Source organism: Hydrogenivirga sp., assembly GCF_056450045.1.
Genome location: NZ_JBWONM010000025.1, coordinates 1 through 9,458 on the forward strand (window position 1 = coordinate 1; position 9,458 = coordinate 9,458).

Annotated in this window: 18 protein-coding genes and 1 tRNA gene; all 19 read right to left on the reverse strand. The window is 52.1% G+C overall.

The genetic code is table 11. The annotated features are described in order from the left end of the window. Positions 1-484 (reverse strand): ATP-binding protein (locus AC1HCM_RS00795; RefSeq protein WP_479459872.1); only part of this gene is annotated, 484 nt, incomplete at its 3' end. Positions 485-491: 7 nt separating this feature from the next. Then, a complete protein-coding gene (locus AC1HCM_RS00800) occupies positions 492-1,199 on the reverse strand; it encodes a zinc ribbon domain-containing protein (protein ID WP_479459873.1) in 708 nt (235 codons plus the stop codon). A gap of 4 nt (positions 1,200-1,203) precedes the next feature. Continuing rightward, a complete protein-coding gene (locus AC1HCM_RS00805) occupies positions 1,204-1,800 on the reverse strand; it encodes a hypothetical protein (protein ID WP_479459874.1) in 597 nt (198 codons plus the stop codon). A gap of 1 nt (position 1,801) precedes the next feature. Next, positions 1,802-1,877, reverse strand: a tRNA-Ile gene (locus tag AC1HCM_RS00810). Positions 1,878-1,907: 30 nt separating this feature from the next. Beyond that, on the reverse strand, positions 1,908-2,441 hold the full coding sequence (locus AC1HCM_RS00815) for a 4Fe-4S dicluster domain-containing protein (RefSeq protein WP_479459875.1): 534 nt from the start codon (positions 2,439-2,441) through the stop codon (positions 1,908-1,910). Next, positions 2,438-2,677 carry a YggT family protein gene (locus AC1HCM_RS00820; protein ID WP_479459876.1) on the reverse strand — a complete coding sequence of 80 codons (240 nt, stop codon included), beginning with the start codon at positions 2,675-2,677 and terminating at the stop codon, positions 2,438-2,440. The genes AC1HCM_RS00815 and AC1HCM_RS00820 overlap by 4 nt, the downstream gene beginning before the upstream one ends. Next, positions 2,677-3,033 carry a 50S ribosomal protein L17 gene (gene rplQ / locus AC1HCM_RS00825; RefSeq protein WP_479459877.1) on the reverse strand — a complete coding sequence of 119 codons (357 nt, stop codon included), beginning with the start codon at positions 3,031-3,033 and terminating at the stop codon, positions 2,677-2,679. Before rplQ ends, AC1HCM_RS00820 begins: the two co-directional genes overlap by 1 nt. Positions 3,034-3,039: 6 nt before the next feature. Beyond that, entirely contained in the window at positions 3,040-3,990 is a 951-nt protein-coding gene (locus tag AC1HCM_RS00830; RefSeq protein WP_479459878.1) for a DNA-directed RNA polymerase subunit alpha, read from the reverse strand. Positions 3,991-4,005: 15 nt separating this feature from the next. Beyond that, positions 4,006-4,641, reverse strand: a complete 636-nt coding sequence (gene rpsD / locus AC1HCM_RS00835; protein ID WP_479459879.1) for a 30S ribosomal protein S4 — start codon at positions 4,639-4,641, stop codon at positions 4,006-4,008. Next, on the reverse strand, positions 4,641-5,018 hold the full coding sequence (gene rpsK / locus AC1HCM_RS00840; RefSeq protein ID WP_479459880.1) for a 30S ribosomal protein S11: 378 nt from the start codon (positions 5,016-5,018) through the stop codon (positions 4,641-4,643). Before rpsK ends, rpsD begins: the two co-directional genes overlap by 1 nt. Positions 5,019-5,029: 11 nt before the next feature. Next, positions 5,030-5,404, reverse strand: coding sequence for a 30S ribosomal protein S13 (gene rpsM / locus AC1HCM_RS00845; RefSeq protein ID WP_479459881.1), 375 nt, complete (start codon positions 5,402-5,404; stop codon positions 5,030-5,032). A 13-nt stretch (positions 5,405-5,417) separates the two neighbouring features. Beyond that, positions 5,418-5,531: a 50S ribosomal protein L36 gene (gene rpmJ, locus AC1HCM_RS00850; RefSeq protein WP_479459882.1), complete on the reverse strand. Its 114-nt coding sequence runs from the start codon at positions 5,529-5,531 to the stop codon at positions 5,418-5,420. 11 nt (positions 5,532-5,542) lie between these two features. Beyond that, complete coding sequence (gene infA, locus AC1HCM_RS00855; RefSeq protein ID WP_479459883.1) at positions 5,543-5,782, reverse strand: translation initiation factor IF-1; 240 nt, start codon at positions 5,780-5,782, stop codon at positions 5,543-5,545. A 1-nt stretch (position 5,783) separates the two neighbouring features. Continuing rightward, positions 5,784-6,566: a type I methionyl aminopeptidase gene (gene map / locus AC1HCM_RS00860; protein ID WP_479459884.1), complete on the reverse strand. Its 783-nt coding sequence runs from the start codon at positions 6,564-6,566 to the stop codon at positions 5,784-5,786. Beyond that, positions 6,550-7,194, reverse strand: coding sequence for an adenylate kinase (locus AC1HCM_RS00865; RefSeq protein ID WP_479459885.1), 645 nt, complete (start codon positions 7,192-7,194; stop codon positions 6,550-6,552). Before AC1HCM_RS00865 ends, map begins: the two co-directional genes overlap by 17 nt. 2 nt (positions 7,195-7,196) lie before the next feature. Then, on the reverse strand, positions 7,197-8,492 hold the full coding sequence (gene secY, locus AC1HCM_RS00870) for a preprotein translocase subunit SecY (RefSeq protein ID WP_479459886.1): 1,296 nt from the start codon (positions 8,490-8,492) through the stop codon (positions 7,197-7,199). Then, a complete protein-coding gene (rplO, locus tag AC1HCM_RS00875) occupies positions 8,489-8,938 on the reverse strand; it encodes a 50S ribosomal protein L15 (protein WP_479459887.1) in 450 nt (149 codons plus the stop codon). Before rplO ends, secY begins: the two co-directional genes overlap by 4 nt. After that, entirely contained in the window at positions 8,925-9,122 is a 198-nt protein-coding gene (gene rpmD / locus AC1HCM_RS00880) for a 50S ribosomal protein L30 (protein ID WP_479459888.1), read from the reverse strand. Before rpmD ends, rplO begins: the two co-directional genes overlap by 14 nt. Next, positions 9,115-9,458, reverse strand: a 344-nt coding sequence (locus AC1HCM_RS00885) for an uS5 family small ribosomal subunit protein (protein ID WP_479459889.1), incomplete at its 5' end; no start/stop codon positions are given. The genes rpmD and AC1HCM_RS00885, both read right to left, overlap by 8 nt.

A 9,458-nucleotide genomic window follows, 5' to 3' on the forward strand; every position in this document is an offset into this window, starting at 1 on the left:
CCTTAAGGTCGTAAACGGGTACGCCTCTCCTGTACTCCTGGCGGTATATCTTGCCGTCTCTGTAAACCTCTACAACGAGCCACTCGGAGAGGGCGTTCACAACGGAAGCACCAACGCCGTGGAGTCCGCCCGAGTAGGCGTAGGCTTTCTTCTCAAACTTCCCTCCCGCACCCAGCATTGTGAAGACCATCTCAACGGCTGGTCTTCCGGTCTCCGGATGTATATCAACGGGTATTCCCCTGCCGTCGTCCTCAACTGTCACGGAGCCATCGTCGTGGATTATCACCGATATGTTCTTGGCATAACCCGCCATCGCCTCGTCAACGGCGTTGTCTAAGATCTCCCATATCAGGTGGTGCAGACCCCTCTCCCCTATATCCCCTATGTACATGGCGGGTCTGAGCCTGACGTGCTCCAGACCTGTGACAGCCTTTATATCCTCAGCACCGTATCCAAGTCCTTTGATTTCTTCAGGATTTTGCATATTTATATTATAACCTGTAGTAGATATATCTGCCACAGCTCGGGCATCTCTCTATTGAATTCTCCTTTACCATCTTGGAAAAGAGCACATCCGGCACTTTCATTCCGCAGCCTGTACAGACACCCTCCTCAACAGGCACCACAACCTTGCTTCCAAAGTGAACTTTTGCCTCCTCATAGAAGGTTATAAGTCCTTCATCAATGCCTTCAATCTCACTTTTCCTCCTCAGCATTAGCTCTTTAAGTTTATCTTCTGCCAATTTCTTTTCATCTATAAGGTCTGCTATCTCCTCTTCAATCTCCTTTATTCTCCTCTCAATCACCGGTCTTCTTTCCTCAAGCCTCTTCCTAAGGTCTATGACCTCTTCCTCAAGCTCATCCAGCTCGTAGGAGAGTTTAAGTATGTTGTCCTCGTGCTTTGACTTTTCCCTGAGAAGGCTCTTGTACTCAACATCCTTCCTAACGAAGTTCATCTTCTCCTCAGTCCTTTTGAGCATCTCCTCTTCCTGCTCTATCCTTTCCCTTGTTTCCTTTATAAGTCTAGTGAGCTCCCTCTCTCTTCCGAGCATATCCTCCAGCTCAGCCCTTCTCAAGCCCAGCTCCCTCTCAAGCTCTCCGATCTCCTCCCCTATCCTCCTTATCCTCCTACTCACCCTCTCTATCTCCTCGTCAATCTCCTGGAGTTTGAGCAGGGGCTTTATCTCCTCTTTCCTCATAGCTCTATTTTAAGTCCGAGTACTCCATAAGCTCTATCTCATACACATCTCCCTCGGGAGTTCTCCTGTAGATGTATATGGGAAGGGATGCCTGGGGAGATACGCACACCTTGAATATTAGCTCCTTCTCTTTAAAGAGTTCAAGACTCATGCCTTCAAGCCCTCCGTACTTACAGCTTCTCACCATCCTTAGAAGGTCCTTTTCAACCTTCTTTTCTCCCGGCGTCCAGTCCACCTTCCCCGAGCTCAGGACCCTCACGAGAGCCCGTGAGAAGAGGGTCTTTCCAAGAGGGGCGAGCCAGTAGTGCTGGAAGTACATCTTCATCAATATGAAACCTGCCAGCTCGTTGGCGTCCTTAACCTTAGTCCTAACAAAACCGCTCCACTCCCTGTAAAAGCCCTCTATACTGACCTCATACTCCCTTCCCTTCTTGAGAATTATCAGCTCAAAGCGTCCCTTCGCCTTTCTCCTGGAAAGAAGCTCCCTGTAGTTGTACATGTACCTCTCGTAGCTTTTGAACTTGTAAGGTTTTGGAGCAGACTGGATAGGTGTCTGGGCAAAGGCGCAGGCTGTAAGGGCGAGAGCTAAAAGTGCTTTCATCTGGTGGGCGCGGGAGGACTCGAACCCCCAACCGGGCGGTTATGAGCCGCCCGCTCTGCCAATTGAGCTACGCGCCCTGCAAGTCTAATATTATAAGCGGTAACGCCTCAGGGAGCAACTCCTTCCCCAACGCCGAAGATCTCCCTGTAGAGCTCGGAGTCTATCTTCCTCGCCCTGTGCCTCTCCTTTGGCACCTCCCCAAGCTCAACGAAGTAAAGGCAGTTTGTAACACACTTGGAGACGCAGGAGGGAAGCAGTCCCTTGTCAATTCGCTTGTAACAGTAGTCACACTTTTCAACCTTCATCGTTGCCGGGTTGAAGGTTATAGCACCGTAAGGGCAGGCTATTATACAGGCTTTACAGCCTATGCAGAGGAGCTCCTCAACGTAAACGACCCCATCCTTTTCCCTCTTACGCATAGCAGAGGTCGGGCAGGCAAGCACACAGGGGGCAGGATCGCAGTGAAAGCAGTTTATGGGTAGAAAGAAGCCGTCGGGCTTGTCGGATATCCCCTCAACCCTGAACACCTTCATGGGTCTTATGCCAAGCTTCTCAACACCCTTCTCCTGAACGCAGGCTACCTCGCAGGAGAGACACCCTATGCACCTGTCCAGGTCTATCAGCATCACCGGTCGCTTCATCTTCCAATCAACCTGTCAATCAGTATCAGTATGAATATGAGTATCATCGGGGATATGTCTATCCCTCCCATGTGGGGGAGAACCTGCCTTATCGGTCTGAGCATAGGCTCCACTATCCTGTCTATCAGCTCGTAAAGCCTGCTCTCCCTAACCTGGGGGAACCAGGAACCGAGGGCATGGATGAAGATGAGAATTATAAGAAGCTGTATGAGAAGGTGAAGGAGCTTGAGGAGCATCACTCAACCCATTCAACTATGGCGAGCTCTGCTCCATCCCCTCTCCTTCTCTCAGCCAGCTTCAGTATGCGGGTGTAGCCACCGTTTCTGTCCTCAAAGCGAGGAGCTATATCTTCAAAGAGCTTTCTCACAGCTTCCTTGTCGGGCAGGAGCTCAAGAGCCCTTCTCCTTGAAGCCAGGTCTCCCCTCTTTCCGAGGGTCACAAGCCTCTCAACAAAGCTCCTTAGAGCCTTAGCCCTCTCGGTTGTGGTCTCTATCCTCTCCTCAAGGATCAGTGCCCTCGCAAGGCTCCTGTAGAGGGCTAACCTCTGTTCCTTCGTTCTGTCAAACTTTTTCTTCTTTACCCTGTGCCTCATCTCCTATCACCTCTTGCTTTCTATGTTCAGACCGAGCTGAAGCCCCATCTGCTTGAGGGCTTCCTTTATCTCCGCGAGAGCCTTCCTTCCTATGTTCTTCGTGCTTTTGAGCTCCTCTTCGGTCATCTGAACGAGGTCACCTATCGTCGTTATCCCCATCCTCTTGAGGGAGTTGAGAGCCCTCTGGGATATGTCAAGCTCCTCTATTGAGAGGGTCAGCTTCTCGGAGAGCTCGTCAATTGTGATGGGTTCCTCAAGGGTCGGAGCTTCGTAGGATATGTGCTCTAAGAGGGAGAGGTGTCTTTGAAGTATGGAGACAGCCTCCTTTACCGCATCCTCAGGGGACTTCGTTCCATCGGTAGTTACATCAACGCTCAGCTTCTCGTAGTCGGTCTTCTCACCAACCCTGGTCTGCTCTATGCTGTAGCTGACGAGCTTCACGGGGGAGAAGTCGGCGTCAAGGAGTATCCAGCCCGTCTCACCTATGGTCTCCATCTCCTCGGCGAGGACGTAACCTTTCCCCCTCTCTATCCTTATCTCAGCGTTGAACTCCGTATCCGGGTCCGTAATCGTGGCTATGACCTTTTCGGGGTTGGCTATCTCAACGTTGGGAGGAAGAGCTATGTCTCCAGCCTTAACCTCTCCTTCTCCCTTCTTCTTGAGATAGAGGACTTCAACATCGGAGTCTTTGAGGTTAAACCTTATACCCTTTATGTTTGCTATTATCTCAACGACGTCCTCAGCAACCCCTTCAAGGGAGGAGAACTCGTGGTAGACTCCGTATATCTTCACCGCGGTCACCGCCGTGCCCGATATTGAGGAGAGAAGAACCCTTCTGAGGGCATTCCCGAGGGTAGTTCCAAACCCTCTCTCCAAGGGCTCCACCACGAACACGCCCCTGTCCTTTTCCTTCTTCTCCCAGTAAATCTTGTTGGGGAAGACAAACTCATTAAGCATCTGGCAACCTCCAAATCAAACCTTTGAGTAGAACTCAATGATGTACTGAACGTTCACGGGCACCTCAAGGTACTCTTTCACATTCTCGGGAAGCTTGAGCACCTTCCCTCTGAAGTTATCCTTGTCAACCTCAAGCCACTCGGGAACGCTTCTGGGGTCAAGGTTCTCAAGGTTTTCCTTGAGGAAGGGTATATCCCTTGATGAGGGCTTTACCTCTATTATGTCCCCGGGCTCAACCTCGTAGTGGGGTATGTCAACCTTTCTTCCGTTTACCATTATGTGTCCGTGGGCAACGAGCTGCCGTGCCTGTCTCCTCGTTGATGCGAAGCCCAGCCTGTAAACGACGTTATCAAGTCTCCTCTCAAGGAGCTGGAGCAGGACATCTCCGGTGTTCTCCTTTGACTTGGCAGCAAGGTCAAAGTACCTCTTGAACTGCTTCTCCCTAAGACCTCCGTAGAGGTACTTTAGCTTCTGCTTCTCCATCAAACGTATGCCGTACTCGGTTAGCTTCCTCCTCCTTCCCTTTATCCTTCCGTGCTGTCCGGGAGGGTAGTTCCTTCTCTGGAGTATTCTCGGGGCAGACTTCTTTCCGGAAACCACAACGCCGAACCTTCTGTCCAGCTTAACCCACGGTCCTATGTACCTTCCCATCAGACTCTCCTCCTTGCTGGCGGTCTGCACCCGTTGTGGGGTATGGGTGTAACGTCCCTTATGGCGGTAACCCTTATGCCGGAGGCAAATACCGCCCTGAGAGCGGACTCTCTTCCCGCTCCGGGTCCCTTCACCCAGACCTCAGCCTCCTGGAGCCCGAACTCGTTCACGGCTCTCCTGAGAGCTTTCTGGGCTGCAAGCTGGGCTGCGTAAGGGGTGCTCTTCCTCGTACCCTTAAAACCTACCGTTCCTCCGCTTTCCCATACTATGGTGTTCCCCTGGGGATCGGTAACGTTGATTATCGTGTTGTTAAAGGTGGTGTGAATGTGAACGATGCCCTTGGCAACCGTTCTCTTCTGCTTCTTCTTCTTAGCCATAGACCTCCTCCTTACTTACCTTTCCTCCTGACAGAGGAAGACCTTCTCCTACCCTTTCTCGTCTTGGCGTTGGTCTGGGTCTGCTGACCTCTAACTGGAAGTCCCCTCGCATGCCTCTGACCCCTGTAGCATCCCATATCCATCAGCCTCTTGATGTTGAGCTGGACTTCCCTTCTGAGGTCACCCTCAACCTTGTAGTGCTCATCTATGAACTTCCTGAGGGTGTTGAGCTCTTCGGGCGTGAGCTCTCCTACCCTCTTCCTGCAGTCTATACCCGTCCCCTCACATATCTCCTTGACCCGGGTCTTACCTATGCCGTAGATGTAGGTAAGGGCAACCTCAAGCCTCTTACTGTCGGGAAGGTCAACACCAGCTATCCTCGCCATACCTAAACCTCCATCATCCTTGCTTCTGCTTGTGCTTTGGGTTCTCGCATATAACGTAAACTCTGCCCTTCCTGCGTATAATCTTGCACTTGGCACACCTCTTCTTAACCGATGCCCTAACTCTCATATCCGCCTCCTTCAGAGTCTATAGACTATCCTTCCTCGGGTGAGGTCGTAGGGGGACAGCTCCACCCTGACCCTGTCTCCGGGGAGGATCCTTATGAAGTTTATCCTCATCTTTCCAGATATATGGGCGAGAACCTCATGCCCGCCCTCAAGCTGAACCCTGAACATACCGTTGGGCAGTGCCTCAACCACTTCACCTTCCATAATTATTCCCTTTTCCTTTTCGTGCTCCTGCTTCCTCTTCTTTCCCATATCAGATCTCCGTAAGGACCACCGGTCCTTCCTTTGTGATGGCAACGGTATGCTCAAAGTGGGCTGCCGGGCTGTTGTCGGCGGTCTTTACGGTCCAACCATCTCCGTCGTGAACGGTCTCTTCAGTTCCAAGGGAGAACATGGGCTCAATGGCTATCACCATACCCTGCCTGAGCTTTATGTTCTTCTTTCCAAGGTCCTTCCTGTTGTTGGGTATGAAGGGTTCTTCGTGAACCCTCTTTCCAATACCGTGTCCGCCGTACCTCAGGACTGGAAAGACTCCATACTCCTCCGCCGTTGAGTGTATAGCCTCCACTATATCGCTAAGCCAGTTCCCGGGAGCAGCCTTTTCCACCGCTCTCTCCAAAGCCTTTTTAGTAGCCTCCATCAACCTATTCTTCTCGGCATCTATATCGCCAACGGCGACCGTAATGGCGGAATCGCCAGCGTAACCATCTATTATAGCACCAAAATCCACGCTCACCAAGTCCCCTTCCTCTATTATCCTCTCCTTTTTGGGGAGACCGTGGACAACCTCCTCGTTTATAGAGACACAGGTTGCAGCAGGGTAGCTTACGTTGCTGAAGGGAGGCTTGTAGTTCAAGAAGGCTGGCTTTGCACCCCTCTTCTTAGCCTCCTCACGGGCTATCCTCTCTATATCCCAGGCTGTTATACCCGGCTTTATGTTCTCGGAGACAGCCTGCAGGACCTCCGCAACTACCTGACAGGCTCTCCTTATCTTCTCTATCTCCTTCCTTGAGTAAAGCTCAATTCCTCTCTTCATTTACCAACCTCAAAAGCTCTCTGTAAACTTCCTCTATATCCTTTGATGCGTACAACTTAATTAATATACCCTTGCGCTCATAGTATTCAATGAGGGGGGCTGTCTGCTCCCTGTAAACCGCGAGCCTGTTCCTGACAACCTCCTCTCTGTCGTCCTCCCTCTGGATGAGCTTGGTCCCGCACCTGTCGCATATCTCATCTTCCTTGGGAGGGTTGTACTTCAGGTGATAAACCGCTCCGCAGTTGGGGCACACCCTTCTGCCCGAGAGTCTCTCAACAACCACATCGTCATCAACGTCAAAGAAGATCACCTTGTCCAGGCGCAGACCCTTTCTCTCCAACATCCTTTCAAGAGCCTCCGCTTGGGCTATAGTCCTCGGGAATCCGTCAAGTATCACTCCCCCACTCTCCGGCATGACTTCCTCAATCAGGGCTATTATCAGCTCATCGGGGACGAGCTCCCCCCTGTCCATGTATTCCTTAGCTTTCTTGCCAAGGGGTGTCTGGTTCTTTACCGCCTCCCGCAGGAGGTCACCGGTGGATATGTGAACTAGACCGAGCTCCTGGGCGAGCCTCTTAGCCTGGGTTCCCTTACCAGCACCGGGAGGTCCGAGAAAAACAAGGTTCATAGCTACCTCCTCTTCCTCACATAGCCCTTGTACTTCTTGGTCAGAAGGTTAGCCTCAACCTGCTTGAGCGTATCAAGGGCAACGCCCACAACTATGAGGGCTGTTGTCCCGCCGAAGTAGAAGGGAACGTTGAGCTGAAAGCTTATAAAGAGTGGGATTATAGCCACAACCGACAGGAAGAGGGCACCCACGAAGACAAGCCTGTTTATAACCATCTCAAGAAACTTCTGGGTCTCAAGACCCGGTCTCACACCGGGTATGAAGGCTCCTCCCTTCCTCAGGTTGTCCGCCACCTCAACGGGGTTTATCATCACCGCAGTGTAAAAGTAAGTGAAGAAAACTATGAGCAGGACATAGAGGAAGTTGTAGAAGATGGAGGTCGGGTTGAAGGCATCGTATATAGCCTGAGCTATAGGATGCTGTATGAAGGTGAGAACGCTGGAAGGTATTATGAGAAGTGACTGGGCGAATATTATCGGAATGACCCCTGCGGGGTTTATCTTTATAGGAAGGTAGGTTGAGCCTCCCCTGTACTCCTGACGCCCAACGACCCTTCTGGGATACTGGACCGGTATTCGCCTCTCAGCCTCCTGTATATAAACTATCCCGACTATCACCAGCAGGACCATCACGACGGCGCCGGCGACCGCAAAGGGGGTCAGGTCTCCGCTTCTGAGCCTGTCTATCAGGCTTATGACGGCGTTAGGAAAGCTCGCAACTATACCCGCAAAGATCAGCAGGGACATCCCGTTGCCTATCCCCTTCTCCGTTATCCTCTCACCCATCCAGACGAGGAACATCGTCCCGGCGACGAGGGTAAGGACAGCCACCCCTATGAAGAGAATTCCAGTATCGGGAACGACCGGAAAGCCCCTTGGAGAGGTCTGGTTCTGGAGCCAGAAGGCTATCCCCACCGACTGGACGAAGGCAACAAAGAGGGTGAGGTACTTGGTGTACTCGTTTATCTTGTACCTTCCGTAGTCGCCCTCCTCCTTGGCGAGCCTCTGGAGCTCAGGTATGGCAACGGTAAGAAGCTGCATCATTATGGAGGCGGATATGTAAGGCATGACCCCGAGGGCGAAGACGGTCATCCTCCTGAGGTTACCCCCAGAGAATATATCGTAGAGGTTGAAGAGGGTCCCCTGAAGGGACTTGAAGAAGTCCTCAAGAGCCACCACATCAACGCCGGGTATGGGTATGTGGCTCCCCAGTCTGTAGATGGCAAACATAAGGAGGGTGTAGAAGAACCTCCTTCGGAGGTCCTCAATGGTGAAAATGTTCTTGAGGTAATCTATCACCTTCCAATTACCTCGCAGCTTCCTCCTGCTTTTTCTATCTTCTCCTTGGCGCTCTTGGAAAAGGCGTGAGCCTTAACCGTGAGCTTTTTAGTGAGCTCTCCATCTCCGAGTACCTTCACGAGGTCACCCTTGGAGCACAGACCCTTTTCCTGAAGTGCCTCGGGAGTCACCTCCTCTCCTTCCTCAAAGAGCTTCTCAAGGGTGCGGAGATTGACAGGGGTGTACTCCTTCCTGGTAGGATTGACAAAGCCCCTCTTGGGGAGCCTCATGTGAAGGGGAGTCTGTCCACCCTCAAAGTAGGGTGGCATGGTCCTGTCTCCCGATCTCGTCCTCTGTCCCTTGTGTCCTTTTCCTGCCGTCTTGCCCTGACCGGCAGCTATTCCCCTTCCGACCCTCTTCTTCTCCTTCGTAGCACCGGGGTGGGGCTCAAGCTCATGAAGCTTCATCGCTTACTTCCTCCACTTTTATGAGATAGTGAGCCTTCCTGACGTTGCCCCTGACCATGGGGTTATCCTCAAGGAGCCTTGTCTGACCGGGCTTCCTGAGCCCGAGACTCCTCACAGCCTGAACGTGGGCTTCGGGCTTTCCAGCCAAGCCCCTTACGAGAGTTACCTTCAGCTTCTTAGCCATGGACGCCCCTCCACGGGTAGTAGAGCTTTACCTTCAGCTTGGGGTTGGCATAGAGGTTGAACCTCTTCTTTATCTCCTCAACGGGAAGACCTCTCTCCTGAGCTACCTCTTCAACGGTCTTGAGCTGAAGGAAGGCATCAAAAACAGCCCTGACAACGTTGTCGGGGTTTGTGCTCCCTATGGTCTTTGTGAGAACGTCCGTGTAGCCAGCGAGCTCAAATATGGGCTTTGCAGCGCCACCGGCAACAACACCCGTTCCCCTCCTGGCAGGCATGATGATTATCTTCGTGGGTCCGAAGTGCCCGACCACGTCGTGGGGAACGGTCCCATCAATTA

What these genes read in the sequence shown, in the direction of transcription:
- AC1HCM_RS00800 (WP_479459873.1), bottom strand. Translation starts at nt 1,199, where the DNA reads ATGAGGAAAGAGGAGATAAAGCCCCTGCTCAAACTCCAGGAGATTGAC.
- AC1HCM_RS00805 (WP_479459874.1), bottom strand. Translation starts at nt 1,800, where the DNA reads ATGAAAGCACTTTTAGCTCTCGCCCTTACAGCCTGCGCCTTTGCCCAG.
- AC1HCM_RS00815 (WP_479459875.1), bottom strand. Translation starts at nt 2,441, where the DNA reads ATGAAGCGACCGGTGATGCTGATAGACCTGGACAGGTGCATAGGGTGT.
- AC1HCM_RS00820 (WP_479459876.1), bottom strand. Translation starts at nt 2,677, where the DNA reads ATGCTCCTCAAGCTCCTTCACCTTCTCATACAGCTTCTTATAATTCTC.
- rplQ (WP_479459877.1), bottom strand. Translation starts at nt 3,033, where the DNA reads ATGAGGCACAGGGTAAAGAAGAAAAAGTTTGACAGAACGAAGGAACAG.
- AC1HCM_RS00830 (WP_479459878.1), bottom strand. Translation starts at nt 3,990, where the DNA reads ATGCTTAATGAGTTTGTCTTCCCCAACAAGATTTACTGGGAGAAGAAG.
- rpsD (WP_479459879.1), bottom strand. Translation starts at nt 4,641, where the DNA reads ATGGGAAGGTACATAGGACCGTGGGTTAAGCTGGACAGAAGGTTCGGC.
- rpsK (WP_479459880.1), bottom strand. Translation starts at nt 5,018, where the DNA reads ATGGCTAAGAAGAAGAAGCAGAAGAGAACGGTTGCCAAGGGCATCGTT.
- rpsM (WP_479459881.1), bottom strand. Translation starts at nt 5,404, where the DNA reads ATGGCGAGGATAGCTGGTGTTGACCTTCCCGACAGTAAGAGGCTTGAG.
- rpmJ (WP_479459882.1), bottom strand. Translation starts at nt 5,531, where the DNA reads ATGAGAGTTAGGGCATCGGTTAAGAAGAGGTGTGCCAAGTGCAAGATT.
- infA (WP_479459883.1), bottom strand. Translation starts at nt 5,782, where the DNA reads ATGGGAAAGAAGAGGAAGCAGGAGCACGAAAAGGAAAAGGGAATAATT.
- map (WP_479459884.1), bottom strand. Translation starts at nt 6,566, where the DNA reads ATGAAGAGAGGAATTGAGCTTTACTCAAGGAAGGAGATAGAGAAGATA.
- AC1HCM_RS00865 (WP_479459885.1), bottom strand. Translation starts at nt 7,194, where the DNA reads ATGAACCTTGTTTTTCTCGGACCTCCCGGTGCTGGTAAGGGAACCCAG.
- rplO (WP_479459887.1), bottom strand. Translation starts at nt 8,938, where the DNA reads ATGAAGCTTCATGAGCTTGAGCCCCACCCCGGTGCTACGAAGGAGAAG.
- rpmD (WP_479459888.1), bottom strand. Translation starts at nt 9,122, where the DNA reads ATGGCTAAGAAGCTGAAGGTAACTCTCGTAAGGGGCTTGGCTGGAAAG.